Raw genomic sequence first — 15623 nt, forward strand, 5'->3', positions numbered from 1 at the left:
CGGGTGACATCTCATGAGCTGGCGCATTCTGGCATTGAGCGCTCTCGGCTGCGTGGCGTTGCTCGCAGTCGTCGGCGGAACCTGGCTGTTGCTGCTGCCGGGCGCCCCGGCTTCGGGAACCGCGCCTGCGATCTCGAAGGAGGAAACCGAGGCGACGCTTGCGGCGCTGAAGCCGCCCAAGCGCAAGCGTCCCGTGATCGCCATCGTCGGCATCAACGACATGACCGAGACGACCGACTATCTGATGCCCTACGGCATCCTCGCGCGCGCCGACGTTGCCGACGTCCTCACATTGTCGACGCAGCCTGGACCCGTCACACTCTTTCCCGCGTTGAAAGTGCAGCCGCACGCAACCATCGCCGCGTTCGATGCGGCCCATCCCGACGGCGCCGATTACGTGATCGTGCCCGCGATGAGCCGAGAGGACGACGCCGCGGCCTTGCAGTGGATCAGAAGCCAGGCCGGCAAGGGCGCCATCGTCATCGGCGTCTGCGTCGGCGCCATGGTCGTTGCCAGCACCGGGCTGCTCGATAACCGGCAGGCCACCACGCACTGGTATTCCGTGCGCGACCTGCGGAAGCATTCGAAGATCCGTTATGTCGCGGATCGCAGGCTGGTGGTCGACCGCGGCGTTGCGACAACGACCGGCATCACCGCGTCCATGCCAATGGCCCTGACCCTGGTCGAGGCCATCGCCGGCCGCGCGAGGGCGGAGGCGGTCGCCCGCGAGATTGGACTTGCGCACTGGGATGCGCGCCACCGCAGCGAGGCGTTTCAATTCGCACGCCCCTTCGCGCTGACGGCGATCGCGAACACGCTCGCCTTCTGGAATCGCGAGCAGCTCGGAATTGCGCTGACGCCTGGTGTCGACGAGGTCTCGCTTGCGCTCGTCGCTGACGCGTGGTCACGCACCTATCGCTCGCGCGCCCTCACCTTCGCCGCTACGACAGAGCCGCTGATCAGCCGCGGCGGCCTTCGCATCCTGCCCGACAAGGTCGCGACCGAGTGGCCGGCAAGGCTGACGCCGCCGGCCGCAATCGACCTGCCGCCGGCGCGCGCGCTGGACCAGACGCTGCACGCCATCGATGCGCGCTACGGGACGCGCACCGCCGACTTCGTTGCGATGCAGCTGGAATATCCGAGATAGCGGCACGACCGCGCGCCGGCGCACACGACAGCCGGCGCACGCTGCGCATTTACGGCGTCGCCAGGTGCCAGGCGCCGTTCAGAAAGCCGTCGCCGGTGATGTCGCCGGGCTTGGTATCCTTGGCGAAGGTGTAGAGCGGCTTGCCCTTGTAGGCCCACTGCTTGGAGCCGTCGTCGCGGGTGATGACGGTGTAGCCGTCGCCGGCGGCATCGCTCGCCTCGGCCTTCAGCACCGGCCAGTTCGTCGCGCACGGACCGTTGCAGGCGGACTTGCCGTCCATGTCCTTGTCGAAGGTGTAGAGCGTCATGCCCTTGGCATCGGTGAGCACATTGCCCTTGTCGGTCTTGCCGGTCTTGGTCGGCGGTGCGGCGAAGGCGGCCGGAACGATCGCGAGCGAGATTGCGAGCGTGAGCGCGAGGCGGATCGGGGACGTCATGATATCTCCTGTCATGCAATTGGCTTGCATGGGGTAGGACGCCGCGCGAAGCCTTGTATTCCTGAAAAGGGGACGAAGATATTTTTCACTGCACGCGACTGCGCGGTGGAATAAACTGGATGATGTGAGACAGAACGACGGATCGAGATGAGCAAGCCGCATTGGCGCCCCGCGCGCGTATCCGATTTCCGCGCGATCGTTGCGATCGCCGCGCAGATCCATCCTGATCTGCCGGAACGCCCGGAAGTGTTCATGGAGAAGATGCAGCTCTATCCTCCCGGCTGCCGCGTGCTCGCGTCGGAGGATACGGTCGACGGCTACGGCCTCGCGCATCCCTGGACGCGGCATAAGATCCCGCAGCTCGACGGTTTCCTCGAACGGCTGCCCGAACATGCAGACTGCCTCTACGTCCATGATGTCGCCGTGCTGCCGGACCGGCGCGGCGGCGTGGCACGCGATTACATCGCCGAAATTGCGGAGCTGGCGCGCGCCTCCGGCATCACGACGCTCGCGCTGGTCTCGGTCTACGCCACCCGGCCGCTATGGGAGCGTCTCGGCTTTCGGGCCGTCACCGCCGATGCGGCGCTGCGCGGAAAGCTAGCCTCCTACGGCGAAGGCGCAACCTACATGCTGCGCGATCTCACTGCGACGTAACGTCCCTCCCCAACCGCCCCGCCTCACGCGGGCGTGAACCTCCGCCTCGAACCGACCTCGATCAGCCTCCGTCGAAGGAAGGTGCGAGCCGTTCCGGTCTCGCCGAACCGAGGCTGGAGAAGATCCATGAAACTCACTTTGCCGAAAGTTGCCTTGATTGCATGCGTTGCCGCGGCCGCATTCAGCGCGACCAGCGCCAACGCGGCTCAGTATCGCACCTATGGCTGCGACACCGCCTTCTTCGAAGGCTGTGGCATCGTGGTCGAGACGCCGAACGTGGGCCGAAGCCGCCCGAGTGTCATCCATCACGACACCTCGCCCACTTATATGAAGCAGACCGATCCCCGCTACAGTTCATCCATGCGTGATGCCGGTGGCGGTGGTGGCGGCGGAGGTGGTGGCGGTGGCGGCGGCGGTCGCTGAACGCACACCTGACCCTTCAGATGATGCCGCCGGTGTCCTCCGGCGGCATCATTGCTGTCTGTGCTGGCCGCCGGCCGTTCAGCCGCGATGCTTTTTCTTCTTCGGCTTCTTTCCCGGCGCACCCTTCACCGGCCATGGCGTGACCGATGGCTCCGCCCGCGCCTGCTTGTCGCGATGCTTCTTTTTCTTTCCGAACGGCGGCGCATCGTCGAAACGCGGTCCGCGCTCACCAGCTGGTTTGCCGCGCGGCTTGAATTCACGTGACTTGAAATCACTTGACTTGAAATCACGCGATTTGAATTCGCGCGGCTCGCGCGGGCGCTCGTCGCGGCGTTCGCGATGATCACCATCGTCCCGCTCCCGGCGCGGCGCGTGCGGCCGCTCGTCCGCGGCCTCTTGCCGCTGCGGCGCCTCCGTCATCGGCTCGATGCGGATGCTGTCTTCCTTGTCCGGGCGCTTGACCTTGGCGGCAAAGGACTCCGCGACCCGCTCGGAAATCTCGAACTCGGTGGTGGTGTCCATGATTTTGATGGCGCCGATGTCGCGCTTGTCGATGCCGCCGCGGCGGCAGATCATCGGCAGCAGCCAGCGCGCCTCCGCATTCTTGCGCCGTCCGATCGCCGCGCGGAACCAGACGCTGCCCTCGGCCATGGCGTGCTTTGCCGACGCCTTCCCCGATTTCGGCCGGGGCTTGTCGGCGCGGTCGTCGCCACCCTCGCCGCGATCGCGGAATTTGTCGCGACCGCGATCGTCACGCGACCGGGCGGGCCGCTCGCCGGGATCGATGATGTCCTCCGGCGACGGCAACCGCGCGCGATAGAGCCGCGCCAGCGCGGCGGCGATGTCCTCGGCCGATCGCTCGGCGAGCAAGGCCTGCGCCAGCGCCAGATCGTCGGGCGTGGTCTCCTCAGTGAACAGCACGTCCTTCATGCGATCGTGGTCGAGCTTGCGGATCTCCTCCGCCTGCGGCGCCGTGCCCCAGGTCGCATCCGTGCCTGAGAGATTGAGCAAGAGCTCCGCCCGGCGTCGCCGTGCCGGCGGCACCAGCAGGACGCTCGTGCCCTTGCGGCCTGCGCGTCCTGTGCGGCCCGAACGATGCTGCATCACCTCGGCGTCGTTGGGCAGGTCGGCGTGAATGACGAGGTCGAGGCTCGGCAGGTCGATGCCGCGCGCGGCAACATCGGTCGCGACGCAGACGCGGGCGCGGCCGTCCCGCAGCGACTGCAGCGCCATGGTCCGCTCGTTCTGCGTCAATTCACCCGACAGCGCGACCACGGCAAACCCGCGCTCCAAAAGCGCTGCCTGCAAATGCCTGACGTTGTCGCGGGTGCTGCAGAAGACGAGCGCGCTCGGCGCCTCGTAGAAGCGCAGCACGTTGACGACGGCGTGCTCGACGTCGGCGGGCGCGATCCGGATGGCGCGATACTCGATGTCGGCATGGCCGCCCTCGTCGCCGGCGACCTCGATGCGGAAGGCGTCCTGCTGATACTGCCTGGCCAGCGCGACGATGCCGCGCGGGAACGTCGCGGAGAACATCAAGGTGCGGCGCGTCTCGGGCGTCGTCTCGAGGATGAATTCCATGTCCTCGCGAAAGCCGAGATTGAGCATCTCGTCGGCCTCGTCGAGAACGACAGCCTTCAGTTCGGAGATATCGAGGCGGTTGCGCCGCAGATGATCGCAAAGACGGCCGGGCGTGCCGACCACGATGTGCGCGCCGGCCGCAAGCTCGCGCTGCTCGCGGCGCGGGTCCATGCCGCCGACACAGGAGACGACGCGCCCGCCGGCATGGCCATAGAGCCAGGCCAGCTCGCGCTGGACCTGGAGCGCCAGCTCGCGGGTCGGTGCCACGATCAGGGCGAGCGGAGCTGCGGCCTGCTCGAACCGCTCGTCGTCGCCGAGGAGATTCTTGGCAATCGCCAGACCGTAGGCGACGGTCTTGCCGGAGCCGGTCTGGGCCGAGACCAGAAGGTCGCGGCTGGTGGCTTCGTGGGCGAGCACGGCGAGCTGGACGGGGGTCAGTGAATCATAGTTCCGCTCGGCCAAAGCGCGGGCGAGCGGCGGGGTCAGGGCCGGAAGAGACACGGGATGGAGAACCTTGGTTAATTCAGGCGCGGCACAGTGAGCCGAGAGGCCTGAGGCTGACGTGCGCGGCAATCGGCCCGGCCGCACGCTGGCGATTTGATCTGGGCGCTCTTTACGCCAAGCGCGCGGAAATCACCATGCCTATGTTGCATGGCTTGAGGGGGAGCGCCCCGCCTGAAGGTTGCAGCGGATTTTTGCGGCAGTCTTGATTAACATCGGCGCAGCGGATCTGGCGACAAACGGACCGGGATCGATCGAACCGAATTGGACGGGGAGCGCAACGATGCGATTGGCAGTCATTTCCGATATCCACGGCAACCTTGCTGCGTTGGAGGCCGTGCTGGCCGACATCAAGGCGCGGGGCGTCGATCGCACCGTGAATCTCGGCGACTGCGTCACCAGCCCATTGTGGCCGAAAGAAACCTTCGAGGCGCTGCAGGCGCTGGCGTTGCCGACCGTGCGCGGAAACCATGACCGCTGGATCGAGGAGTTTCCGGACGACAAGCTGTCGCCGGCGGGCTTGTTTGCCCGCAACGCATTGACGGCCGAGCAACGGCGCGCGCTCCATAGCCTGCCCTCGCAAGTTCGTCTCGACGACGGGATCCTGGCCTGCCATGGCACGCCCGACAGCGATACGGCATGCCTGCTGGAGGAATCGCTCGACGACGGCCGCTTCGTGCCGGCACGCCGCGAGGTGCTGGCGACGCGCTTGGCAAGCGAGCCTTCGGCGCGCGTGGTGCTGTGCGGCCACAGCCACCGCCAGGCCGCGGTTCAGGGACCAGGCGACTGCCTGGTGCTCAATCCCGGCAGCGTCGGTTGCCCCGTCTTCGCGGACATTCCGTTTGCCGCAAGCCTCGAGCACCGCTCGCCTCACGCCCGCTACGCGATCCTCACCAGGAAAAAGAGGGGCTGGCAGGTCGAGCTGCTGGCCCTCGAATACGATTGGGACGCCGCATCGGCGCGTGCGCTCGCCAACAACCGCCCCGATTGGGCGCAGGCCATGTTGACCGGATGCGTCCAATAGCCGGCTGCGGCGCGATCTCCGAGAGACATCGGCACGGCAGGATCGACCGGTCAGCGACCATGGCTTGCGGCGCCCGCCATGCGATCCCACATCCCACCTCACGCGAGAGCAACGGGGGAAACATGACAGATCGCATATCGTTGGCAGACAAGCTCGCGACCTTCGAAGAGCATTGGTCGCCGCGCACGGTCACCACCTTCAACGATTGCGACGTGATGGTGGTGAAGGTGAAGGGCGAGTTCACCTGGCACAAGCACGACGACACCGACGATTTCTTTCTGGTTCTGAAAGGACGTCTAGACATCGAATTGCGCGACCGCACCGTGACGCTCGGCCCGGGCGAGCTCTATGTCGTGCCCAAAGGCGTCGAGCACCGCCCGGTGGCGCGCGAGGAGGTTCACCTGATGCTGATCGAGCCGACCGGCACGCCGAACACCGGTGACAAGGCCACCGCGGCGAAGCGCAAGCTGGCTTAGCGCCCGCGCGGTCTAGTCCCGCGAGGCCGCCAACCGGCTGAAGCTGCCGACCAGCCTGGCTCTCGCGCGCGCAACGACGTCCCTCACCGCGCGGCTCACGGCACGGATGGCGCGCCAGGCTTCGGTCGCCTGCAGCCACGCCTTCGCCGCGGCGTATTTCCCGTAAGCCCAGGCAAAGGCGCGAATGCGCATCAGCTTGTCGCGGGTGAGATGAAACAGGCGCTCGACCAGCACCAGCTTGAGCAATTCGCCGACAATAAACGTCACCGCGCCGCTCAGGACCTGACCGGTTGCGGTGAGATAGGCAGCGACCGGCTTGATCGGCTCCAGAACAATGACGGGCACGGAGAACAGCGCGAGCGATGCATAAGGCGACAGCGACCTGATCCAGGCGCGCAACCGCCTGAATTCGAAATGCCGCCCGATCCAGCGCGCGATCGGCCTCGCCACGGCCATGAACACCGCATCCACCAGGAAGTAGATCGTGGCCAGGATGTAGGTGATCGGTTTCAAGATTCGCTGCACGGCATCCCTCCCGCAGAGGGAAAGCCGGAACCCCGGCCCAAGTTTCACCTGCGCATGGATAGTTCGCCGCAGCCAGAGGGAACTTTTCCGGCGTCGGCTTCCGCTCAGATCTCCGCGTAGACCTCCAGCAAATTGCCGTCGGGATCGCGGAAGAACAGCGTGCGGTGACCGAAGGACTGGTTCGTCGGCGGCGACACCAGCGCCACGCCCTGCCGGACGAGCTCGTCGGCGCAGGCATCGACCTCGGCCGCGGCGACCTTGAAGGCCAATTGCAGCGCGGCGCTGCCCCGAGGTAGCGGCGCATCGGCCGCAGTTCGGCTCGGTCGTGCCAGCGCCAGCGTGTTGCTGCCGAGGCCATACTCGATCCAGTTCGGCGACAACTCGCGCAGCAGCGGAAACGCGAGCACGTCCTCGTAGAAGCGGCGCATCGCGACCATGTCGCGCACGAAGATGACGGTGTAGTCGATCGCGCGGATGGCGTGGAAAGGGGAGCGTGGCGGGCTGGATGTCATTGGCTTTCCTACTTCTGGTCCAGCAAGCGATCGGCGACGAAGGTGCCGTTCGGCTGATGGAAGACGAGTTGGCTGATCTCTTCGCGCTCTCCGCGAAACTCGACGGCGAAACCTTCCAGCTCAACGATGCGAAACCGACGGCCCTGTTGCGGCTCGAGACGATACGCAGGCTGGTAGTCCGGCTTCAGAATGAGCCTGCCCTCCCCGTCCAAGGTCACGCGATGGGTAATGGCGCCGCTCCTGAACTGCCCGACGCAACGCGCGCGGAACGCGGGATCGACGCAATCGCCGGCGGCGCGGCGCTCGAAGATGATGTCCTTCACCGTCGGCTCCAGCGGCGCCGACAAATGCACGATGTTGCCGTGACGGTCGGTCTGGAAGGTGATGGGGAGATGATCCGGATGGAGCTGGTCGACGATCTCCGGCGTGACGAAGGTCTCGAAATGCCAATGCGACAGCGGTGCGCCCATGCCACGCCACGACCAATGTAGCGCGTCCTCCCGCTCGCCAATCGAGATAACGCCATAGGCGGGATGGGCGTAATCGGCGACATAGGCGGATAGTGCGTGCGCAGGCCTGGTGTCCTTGTGACGGGTGTTGTCGCGCGCCGCCTTGTCAACCGGGATGTGAGCGATGAATTCCTCGCGCATCTTGCGGAATCGCGCGAACCAGTCCACCGGCTCGCGCTCTCGCAGTCGATCGAGGATATACCAGGTCAGGATGGGCGGGATCTCGCTCGGGCTCCGGTTCGTCAGCACGGCGACACCGATGCCGGCCTCCGGCACCAGCGTCATCAGCGAACCCCAACCGTTCCAGCCGCCGCTGTGCGAGACGACGCGATCGCCCCGATAGGCGTTGGACTGAAAGCCCAATCCATAGTGCGCCTGGCCGAACTCCGAAAACTCGGACTTGCCGACATGCGCCAGTGGTGCATGAAGTTGCTCCACCAGTGTTGCCGGCAGCAGCCTCTCCCCCTCGAACTCGCCCATGCCGAGATGAAACCGCATCCAGTTGCCGAGGTCGGCCACCGAGGTGTTGATCGCGCCGGCAGCAATGGTACGGATCGGCAGCCGCAACCCCGGCAATCGCGTATCGACGTCGATCTTGTAAGGACGCGCAGGTTCGGGCCCGGCTTCGAGCTCGTCCAGCGAGAAGCTTACCGTCATGCCGAGCCGATCCGTCAGGCGCTCGCGAATGAAGGACCCAAAGCTCTTCCCGCTCAGCCGCTCGATCATGAGCCCGACAGCGTTGTAGCAGAGATTGTTGTATTGCCAGGCCGCGCGGATATCGCGACTGAGTTCGAGATGTTGCATCAGAGGCAGCATCTCCGCCGGCGCAAGGTCGCCAGGCAGATGAATCCAGTCGTGACGCGGCAGTCCCGACTGGTGGCTGAGCAGATCGCGCACCGTGACGCGCTCCGTCGCGACAGCATCGCAGAGGCGAAACTCAGGCAAGTAGTCGCGGACCGGTTTGCTCCAGTCGAGCGCGCCTTCATTGTGCAGCAACGCGATAGCCGTGGCGGTGAAGGACTTGGTGATCGAACAGATCACGAAATGCGTATGCGGCGTGACCGGCAGATCCGCCTCGACGTCGCGCTGCCCGTAGGCGCGCGTGAGCACGACCTCGTCGCCCTGCACGATGGCGAGCGCGGCGCCCGGCACCTTCCAGACCGCCATCGCCTCCGCAGCGAGCCGATCGAGGTCGGGAACGAGAGACGCGATTTTGGAACTTGGAATATCGGTAGATGTGTTCATGGCACATGGGACTATTTGCGAGACGCGCACTATAGATGCATCAACTTCAGATGGAAGCAACACGCGCATGCTTTCGCAGAGAATTGAAGCCGGGATCGCGAGGCGGCTTTGACCCCGCGAGCAGCGGCGTCGCCACCGTCGCGTCATCGTCGAGGCCGGCATAGGTGCGCCGCTTGGCCTCGACCAGGAACGCCGCGAGATCATGCGGGATCGACGGCATCTCCTACTCCACCAGCTCCGGCCACGGCACGATGGTCGACTTCACCGTCTTCATCGCCATCGCGTCCTGCACGGCTTGCGCGACGCCCGCTTCCGTGAACGGGTAGATCGTCTGCATCTTCAGCCAGGGATATTTGTTCGCCGTGCGGTGGAGCATGTCGACGCCGAGCGGCAAATCGTTGCCGGTGAAGCCCCAGGAACCGAGCACGTTGAGGTCCTTGGTGCAGATGCGGTGCCAGGAGGTGTCGATCGAGCCGGCGTCGGTGAACTGGCCCATCTCGACATAGGTGCCGCCGTCGCGCAGCATCTCGATGCCTTCGGGGCCGGCGGTCGGGTGGCCCGAGCAATCCATCACGAGATCAGCGCCGAAGCCGCCGACGATCTCGCGGACGCGCGCGATGCGCCCCTCGGGCGACTTCAGCTCCTCGATGTTCACCGTCGCCTCCGCGCCGAACTCGCGGGCGAGCTTGAGCCGCGGCTCCTCGGGCGCGCCGACGCAGATCACGCGCCCTGCCCCCATCTCCCTGGCGGCTGCGACTGCCAAAATGCCGATCGGGCCCGAGCCCTGGATCACGACCGTGTCGCCCCAGGTAAAGCCGCCCGCACGCGTAGCGCGGTTGAAGGCGCGGATGCAGGAGGTCAGCGGCTCCGACAGTGCGCCGAGCCGCAGCGACATGTCGTCGGGGAGCTTGTAGATCTTGGTGCCCGGCAGCATCTCGAGATCGACATAGACATATTCGGCCCAGCCGCCCCACATATGCGGCGCCTTGTCGAAGCCGAGATAGCGGCCGTAATAGACCGGCGTCAGGCATTTGTTGGCGGTTTGCGGATAGTGGATGCAGTAATAGCAATGGCCGCAGGGCATCAAGGGCGGGATCATCACCTTCGAGCCGACCTTGAGCGGCTTGCTCATGAAATCCTCGGTGAACTCTTCGCCGCATTCGACGATGACGCCGCCGAGCTCGTGTCCGAGCGTGAACGGCCACGGCAGCGGCTTCGGCCAATGACCTTTCAGGATGTGCAGATCGGTGCCGCAGACGCCGCAGGCGCCGACCTTGATCAGTGCGGCCTTCCTGCCGACCTTCGGCCATGGCACGGTCTTGATGACGGGCTCCGAGCCGGGACCGGCGTGAGTGCAGACGCGGATGGATTCCATGGACGTTTCCTCGATGCCCGTCTGTTATGATTGCTGGTGCGGGCTGATGGAAAGCGTATGTGAGATGCGTTGCCGTGCCAAGCGGGCAGTCTCGCAGCCTGCCCCACATTCCGCCGTCATCCTGAGGTGCTCGTCTTGCAAAGCAAGGCGAGCCTCGAAGGATGGGCGACAGGCGCCGGCAGCCCATCCTTCGAGGCGCGCAAGAGCGCGCACCTCAGGATGACGACTGAGCGTGCGGCAGCAGCGCATGGCAGATGCCCACGTATCCAATTGTCTTGAGCGCTCATTTGCCAGCGTGTATGGCCGGATGAGCTCTCACCTCAGGTCATCTCTTGAACCCCCTGCCCCAAAATCCTGCCGCCGCGTCCGGCTCGTTCGCGGCGATGAAGTCGGGGCCGTACCGGCTCCAGTTCGCCTCCTACGTGCTGGCGATGATGGCCGACAATATCGAGCACGTGATCAGCTATTGGGTGGTGTTCCAGAAATTCCATTCGCCGGCGCTGGCGGGTTTTGCCGTGCTGTCGCACTGGCTACCGTTCCTGCTGTTCTCGGTCGCGGTCGGCGGACTCGCCGACCGGTTCGATCCGCGCCGCATCATCCAGTGCGGCATGCTGCTGTTCATCGTGGCATCGAGCGGATGGGGATTCTTCTTTCTCACCGATACGATCCAGATGTGGCACGCGATGCTGCTGCTGGTGATCCATGGCTGCGCTGGCGTGCTCTGGCAGACGCCGAACCAGCTGCTGCTCTACGACCTCGTCGGCCCCGCCGACCTGCCGAGCGCGGTTCGGCTCAACGCCATGGCGCGCTATCTCGGCATCCTGGTCGGGCCCGCGGTCGGCGGGATCATCATGCTGACGCTCGGCACCTCGCACGGCATCATCTTCAATACGCTGTTCTATCTGCCGATGCTGCTGTGGCTGTTCTGGGCGCCGGTGCGCGACAGAAGCGTGGCAGCGCGGCGCTTTGCGGTCCGTGGCTTCGCCGACATCGTCATGACCATCCGCGCCATCGGCACCCAGCCGGTGCTGACGGCGATGACCTGGCTTGCCGGCCTCACCTCCTTCATGATCGGCAATGCCTACCACGCCCAGATGCCGGGCTTTGCCGGCGACCTCGGCCATGGCGATCCCGGCGTCTCCTACAGCGTCCTGCTCGCGGCCGATGCGGCCGGCGCAGTGCTCGCCGCGATCGCGCTGGAATCCTGGGGACGCCTCAAGGGTACGCCGCGCGCCGCGATCCTGCTCGCGATGCTCTGGAGCCTGGCACTGCTCGGCTTCGCAATGGTGCGGATCTATCCGGTCGCGATCGTGCTGTTGTTCTGCGCCGGCTTCTTCGAGCTGTCGTTCAACACCATGGCGCAGGCGCTGGTGCAGTTGAACGCGCCGTCCGACATTCGCGGCCGCGTCGTCGGTCTCTATAATATGGCGGGGCTCGGCATGCGGGCCTTCAGCGGCATCACGGTCGGGCTGTTTGGCGCGGCGATTGGCATCCACTGGTCGCTCGGCCTGTCGGCCGCGCTGCTGCTGGCGCTGCTGGTGGTGCTGCAGCGTCGGGCGAGGAGGCCGGCTTGAGCGCCGCCATCGGGTGTGGCTTTTCGAGCGCATTGTGTCTGTCCGTGTCCGCCGCGCCCAATCCTAACGCGGCATTAACCCTGTGCACCTTAGGGTCGTCCCGGACTCCGCCCGGGCGGGGGGTCGGGTGTTGATGATGGCGTTGGCGAACAAAAAATTTCTTCCGGCCGCCGAGGAGCGTCGGCGCTTCCAGCGGGTGAAAGTGCACCTGCTCGGCCGCTACATGCTGCCCGACCGCCGGGAATTTCCCTGCCAGGTGATCAACATGTCACCGGGCGGCCTCGCGTTGCTCGCCCCCGGCATCGGCAATGTCGGCGACCGCGTGGTCGCCTATCTCGACCATATCGGCCGCGTCGAGGGCAAGATCACCCGCATCATCGACAACGGCTTTGCCATGACGATCGGGGCGACGCCGAGGAAGCGCGACAAGCTCGCGGCGCAGCTGACATGGCTCGCCAACCGCGATATCCTCAATCTGCCGGAAGACCGCCGTCACGATCGTATCGTGCCGCGCAACCCGATCGCGGTGCTGACGCTCGAGGACGGCACCAAGATGACCTGCCGCATCATCGACCTCTCGCTGTCCGGCGCGGCCATTGCCGCGGAGAACCGGCCGCCGCTCAAATCGACGGTTCTGCTCGGCCGGGTCCAGGGCCGCGTGGTCCGAAACCTCGAAGACGGCTTCGCGCTGGAGTTCCTGCACGAGCAACCGATCGAGACTCTCGAAGAGAGCGTTACCGCGCGGTAAAGCGCAACCGCGCCAAAACCCCTGTATTTCCAGCCTCGAAGGCGGCCTCCGCGATGCGGACGCCGCCTTTTTCGTGCCTCGCGACGGCTCCGGCGTGGGTTAACGCGCGCGCCGTTTGCGGAGGGAAATGGCGGTTCCGCCAGCATTTCCGGGTTAATCGATAAAATTTGAATCAATTGCAGTTGTTTCAAATTTTATGAGAATTCGATTCAAGTATAGATCGAATTCGCTCCAGCTTTTACTTGTATTCGTCTCGACTTGACTTGGCTGACTTAGCGGCAACTCAAAAGCTCCGTGCGAAATGTGGTCCCAACAAGAAACGGGGGCCGCAATGTTTGACTTCAGGGGACAGGGGAAGGGTCTGGCGATCGCCGCCATGCTCTTCGGGATCAGCGCGGCAGCGCAGGCCGGCGAAGGCCGTCTGCTCTACGCGAGCCTCGGTGACACCACGCGTGCACCGATCGGCTGGGTCGAGTTCTGCGCGGACAATGCCGCCCAGTGCCAGGGCGCACCGACGCAGCCGCGCGACATCGTGATGTCGCAGGCTGCATGGCGCGACCTCGTCAAGGTCAATCGCTGGGTCAACGAGACCGTCAAGCCTTTGACCGACCAGGAGCACTGGGGCGTGATCGAGAAGTGGTCGCTGCCGACCGACGGTTACGGCGACTGTGAGGACTACGTGCTGTTGAAGCGCAAGATGCTGATGGATGCCGGCTGGCCCCGCGAGGCCCTGCTCATCACCGTCGTGCGCGACAAGAAGGGCGAAGGACACGCGGTGCTGACGGTGAAGACCGACAAGGGCGAGTTCGTTCTCGACAATCAGAACGAGAACGTCGTCGCCTGGACGGAGACCGGCTACCGCTTCGTCAAGCGCCAGTCGCAGAGCGATCCCAACGTCTGGGTCTCGCTCGGCGATACCAGGCCGGCGGTCTCCACCGCCAGCGCAAGAGACTAGGCAAGAGATTAGAAACGAGACAACAGGTTACGCGACCCGGTCACATCCCCACCCCTCCCCGTCCCAGACCGGTTCGCGCGCGGCCAGGCTTCCCCCAAAGCCTGGCCGCAACTTTTTTGGGGCTGCGAGACGCGCTCAGTCCTGCGGTGTCGGCCGCGACCAGGGCACACGTGCGCGGGTGAAATCGCGCCAGCTGCCTTGCAAGACGGGCTGCACGCCGACCGATGCGCGCGCCTGCCAGCCGGCAATCGCCGCCGCGGCGATGGCGCTGTCGGGCTCGGCATCGAGCCCCTCCAGCAACGAGGCCGTGACCGCCATGTCGTTGAAGGCGCCGAGCTGCTCCTGCAGATCGGCAAGCCGGCGCGAGAAGCGTCTCGTCGACTTGCGGTCCTCATACAGCGGCAGCAGGAATTCGCCGAGATAGCGCAGCCGCTTGGTCGCGAGCCGGACCCTGTGCAGCTCCTCGATCGTGAGCGACTTGAAGCGGCGGCCGCGCCTCAGCACCTTCGCGTGCTGCTCCGACAGGATGCGCTGCGCGAAGTTGACGGCGGGCTCGGCGAGCCGGCCGAGATCTTCGGCGGCCACATCGTTGCGCCATCCGCGCGTCTCGATCCAGTGGCCGAGGCCGATCAGGAATACGGCGCAGCGGCGATCGTCGAGCGCATGATGCGCCCCGCGATAGGCATCGGACTGGCGCCTGGCGGCAGCGCGGCCGAGCGCATCGAAGCCTGCCACCGCAGGACAGGCTGTTGCGACCGCCGGCAAGGTCTCGAGCCGGAACACATCCCAGTCGCGCGCAGCGGACAATGCCTGCGCCAGCCATTTCGCTTCCGAGCGCAGCGCGTCGAGATCGCTGAGCGCGCCGACCGATCGCATCAGATCCAGCGCCGATCGCAACCGGCGCAGCGAGACGCGCAGCTGGTGCACGCCTTCCGGATCGCGGCCGTCCTCGGCCGCGGGCAGCGACTGAAGCAGATGAAGGAAGCAGGAGCGCAGGATCGTCGCGAAGGCTTCGTCGAGCGTCACCGACGGATCGAGGCGAAGTTTGCGCGGCCGTCGCGCCGACGGCGGCAGATCGGCGGCAAGGTCGAAGCCGCGCGCCGACTTGCTGCGGATCGACGGCTTCACCGCCCCCTGCTCCGCAAGCAGCAAGGCAACATCGTAGATCGTGCTCGCGCTACCGCTCTTGAGCTCGAGCTCGATCTCGCTCACCGGCAGCGAACGGTCGCCGGCCGTCAGCCGGCCCTGGTCGAATGCGACTTCCACCACGCCGGTCGGCAGGTCGATCATCCGTGCATGCCGATGGATGTCGGCGGTGAACACGGCTTCGAGCGGATGCGTTTGAAGGGAGCCGCGAAGCTTCTCCGGAAAGAAAGGCATCGCCAGAGCGAAATCGGGAGCAAGCGACGGCACGCTGGCCTCCCACTCGCCACGGCGCAGCGGATCGTCGGCAGCCTCGGTCTTCACGGTCTGCACGAAGCGCGCACCATTCTGGCGAACGCGCAGGCTCAGGCCGTTGCGCCGAAGCGTCCGCTGCGGCGTGTCGTAATAGACGGACTTGAGATGCTTGCGCACGCCCTTGTTGCGCGCGTTGGCCGCGATGACGGGCGCGGCGTCGAAATCCGCGATGCGATCGGCATCGACGAGAAGCTTGAGCTCGATCTCGCCGGCGGGATGCGCGGCAACCGTCGACTGAGCTGCTTGCGGCGTGGGCGTCGTGTCTTGCGATGGCGTCTGATCGATCACAGCGCCCTCGACGACCGCAGGTTCCGCGCCGGGCTCGGCCGGTTCAATGTGCCTGAGGAAGCCGGCGATAACTTGCGTTCTCTTGTTGTCTTTTGGGACAGGAATCCCGTGCGGCGCGCTCACAGTTTTGCACGCCGGCGTAGCGTCTGATTTCAGCATTTCCGGAGACATGACAGTTCGATGACAGAGCGC

At 65.6% G+C, this 15623-nt stretch carries 16 protein-coding genes; 8 read left to right on the plus strand and 8 right to left on the minus strand.

Translation table 11 applies throughout. The features are described from left to right. The first annotated feature begins 13 nt into the window (after nt 1-13). Nucleotides 14-1147: a DJ-1/PfpI family protein gene (locus Q0743_RS14000; protein ID WP_298242122.1), complete on the plus strand. Its 1134-nt coding sequence runs from the start codon at nt 14-16 to the stop codon at nt 1145-1147. Nucleotides 1148-1196: 49 nt separating this feature from the next. Here the strand turns inward: Q0743_RS14000 and Q0743_RS14005 are convergent, their stop codons facing one another. Continuing rightward, on the minus strand, nt 1197-1583 hold the full coding sequence (locus Q0743_RS14005; protein ID WP_298242123.1) for a hypothetical protein: 387 nt from the start codon (nt 1581-1583) through the stop codon (nt 1197-1199). Nucleotides 1584-1730: 147 nt separating this feature from the next. Here Q0743_RS14005 and Q0743_RS14010 point away from each other — a divergent pair, with 147 nt between their 5' ends. Together Q0743_RS14010 and Q0743_RS14015 are read left to right on the plus strand one after the other, a co-directional pair. Next, nucleotides 1731-2237 (plus strand): GNAT family N-acetyltransferase, encoded by a 507-nt coding sequence (locus tag Q0743_RS14010; protein ID WP_298242124.1) that lies wholly within the window; start codon nt 1731-1733, stop codon nt 2235-2237. 126 nt (nt 2238-2363) lie between these two features. After that, entirely contained in the window at nt 2364-2660 is a 297-nt protein-coding gene (locus Q0743_RS14015; RefSeq protein WP_298242125.1) for a hypothetical protein, read from the plus strand. A 78-nt stretch (nt 2661-2738) separates the two neighbouring features. On the opposite strand, the gene Q0743_RS14020 is transcribed toward Q0743_RS14015, so the two are convergent. Then, entirely contained in the window at nt 2739-4742 is a 2004-nt protein-coding gene (locus tag Q0743_RS14020; protein ID WP_298242126.1) for a DEAD/DEAH box helicase, read from the minus strand. Nucleotides 4743-5025: 283 nt separating this feature from the next. Here Q0743_RS14020 and Q0743_RS14025 point away from each other — a divergent pair, with 283 nt between their 5' ends. After that, entirely contained in the window at nt 5026-5766 is a 741-nt protein-coding gene (locus tag Q0743_RS14025; protein WP_367184906.1) for a metallophosphoesterase, read from the plus strand. Nucleotides 5767-5888: 122 nt separating this feature from the next. After that, complete coding sequence (locus Q0743_RS14030) at nt 5889-6242, plus strand: cupin domain-containing protein (RefSeq protein ID WP_097658591.1); 354 nt, start codon at nt 5889-5891, stop codon at nt 6240-6242. A gap of 12 nt (nt 6243-6254) precedes the next feature. Here Q0743_RS14030 and Q0743_RS14035 read toward each other — a convergent pair whose 3' ends face one another. The 5 genes from Q0743_RS14035 to Q0743_RS14055 form a co-directional block, all read right to left on the minus strand. Beyond that, complete coding sequence (locus Q0743_RS14035) at nt 6255-6767, minus strand: hypothetical protein (protein ID WP_298242128.1); 513 nt, start codon at nt 6765-6767, stop codon at nt 6255-6257. A gap of 104 nt (nt 6768-6871) precedes the next feature. Further along, complete coding sequence (locus Q0743_RS14040; RefSeq protein ID WP_298242129.1) at nt 6872-7279, minus strand: VOC family protein; 408 nt, start codon at nt 7277-7279, stop codon at nt 6872-6874. A gap of 8 nt (nt 7280-7287) precedes the next feature. Continuing rightward, on the minus strand, nt 7288-9102 hold the full coding sequence (locus Q0743_RS14045) for a serine hydrolase (protein ID WP_298242130.1): 1815 nt from the start codon (nt 9100-9102) through the stop codon (nt 7288-7290). Further along, nucleotides 9080-9253, minus strand: coding sequence for a hypothetical protein (locus Q0743_RS14050; protein ID WP_298242131.1), 174 nt, complete (start codon nt 9251-9253; stop codon nt 9080-9082). Before Q0743_RS14050 ends, Q0743_RS14045 begins: the two co-directional genes overlap by 23 nt. Before the next feature lie 3 nt (nt 9254-9256). After that, nucleotides 9257-10408 carry a zinc-binding dehydrogenase gene (locus Q0743_RS14055; RefSeq protein WP_298242132.1) on the minus strand — a complete coding sequence of 384 codons (1152 nt, stop codon included), beginning with the start codon at nt 10406-10408 and terminating at the stop codon, nt 9257-9259. Nucleotides 10409-10740: 332 nt separating this feature from the next. Here Q0743_RS14055 and Q0743_RS14060 point away from each other — a divergent pair, with 332 nt between their 5' ends. The 3 genes from Q0743_RS14060 (at nt 10741) to Q0743_RS14070 (ending at nt 13685) form a co-directional block, all read left to right on the plus strand. Next, nucleotides 10741-11982, plus strand: coding sequence for an MFS transporter (locus Q0743_RS14060; protein ID WP_298242133.1), 1242 nt, complete (start codon nt 10741-10743; stop codon nt 11980-11982). Nucleotides 11983-12118: 136 nt separating this feature from the next. Beyond that, nucleotides 12119-12730 carry a PilZ domain-containing protein gene (locus Q0743_RS14065; protein WP_024340745.1) on the plus strand — a complete coding sequence of 204 codons (612 nt, stop codon included), beginning with the start codon at nt 12119-12121 and terminating at the stop codon, nt 12728-12730. 331 nt (nt 12731-13061) lie between these two features. Further along, nucleotides 13062-13685: a transglutaminase-like cysteine peptidase gene (locus tag Q0743_RS14070; RefSeq protein ID WP_298242134.1), complete on the plus strand. Its 624-nt coding sequence runs from the start codon at nt 13062-13064 to the stop codon at nt 13683-13685. A 135-nt stretch (nt 13686-13820) separates the two neighbouring features. On the opposite strand, the gene Q0743_RS14075 is transcribed toward Q0743_RS14070, so the two are convergent. Next, nucleotides 13821-15590, minus strand: a complete 1770-nt coding sequence (locus tag Q0743_RS14075; RefSeq protein ID WP_298242135.1) for a CYTH and CHAD domain-containing protein — start codon at nt 15588-15590, stop codon at nt 13821-13823. Nucleotides 15591-15623 lie beyond the last annotated feature (33 nt).

The sequence above is a fragment of the uncultured Bradyrhizobium sp. genome, assembly GCF_936943645.1.
Lineage (GTDB): Bacteria > Pseudomonadota > Alphaproteobacteria > Rhizobiales > Xanthobacteraceae > Bradyrhizobium.

Coding starts and splice junctions, on each gene's coding strand:
- Q0743_RS14000 (WP_298242122.1), top strand. CDS start 14: ATGAGCTGGCGCATTCTGGCATTGAGCGCTCTCGGCTGCGTGGCGTTG.
- Q0743_RS14005 (WP_298242123.1), bottom strand. CDS start 1,583: ATGACGTCCCCGATCCGCCTCGCGCTCACGCTCGCAATCTCGCTCGCG.
- Q0743_RS14010 (WP_298242124.1), top strand. CDS start 1,731: ATGAGCAAGCCGCATTGGCGCCCCGCGCGCGTATCCGATTTCCGCGCG.
- Q0743_RS14015 (WP_298242125.1), top strand. CDS start 2,364: ATGAAACTCACTTTGCCGAAAGTTGCCTTGATTGCATGCGTTGCCGCG.
- Q0743_RS14025 (WP_367184906.1), top strand. CDS start 5,026: ATGCGATTGGCAGTCATTTCCGATATCCACGGCAACCTTGCTGCGTTG.
- Q0743_RS14030 (WP_097658591.1), top strand. CDS start 5,889: ATGACAGATCGCATATCGTTGGCAGACAAGCTCGCGACCTTCGAAGAG.
- Q0743_RS14040 (WP_298242129.1), bottom strand. CDS start 7,279: ATGACATCCAGCCCGCCACGCTCCCCTTTCCACGCCATCCGCGCGATC.
- Q0743_RS14045 (WP_298242130.1), bottom strand. CDS start 9,102: ATGCGCGTGTTGCTTCCATCTGAAGTTGATGCATCTATAGTGCGCGTC.
- Q0743_RS14050 (WP_298242131.1), bottom strand. CDS start 9,253: ATGCCGTCGATCCCGCATGATCTCGCGGCGTTCCTGGTCGAGGCCAAG.
- Q0743_RS14055 (WP_298242132.1), bottom strand. CDS start 10,408: ATGGAATCCATCCGCGTCTGCACTCACGCCGGTCCCGGCTCGGAGCCC.
- Q0743_RS14065 (WP_024340745.1), top strand. CDS start 12,119: ATGGCGTTGGCGAACAAAAAATTTCTTCCGGCCGCCGAGGAGCGTCGG.
- Q0743_RS14070 (WP_298242134.1), top strand. CDS start 13,062: ATGTTTGACTTCAGGGGACAGGGGAAGGGTCTGGCGATCGCCGCCATG.
- Q0743_RS14075 (WP_298242135.1), bottom strand. CDS start 15,590: ATGCTGAAATCAGACGCTACGCCGGCGTGCAAAACTGTGAGCGCGCCG.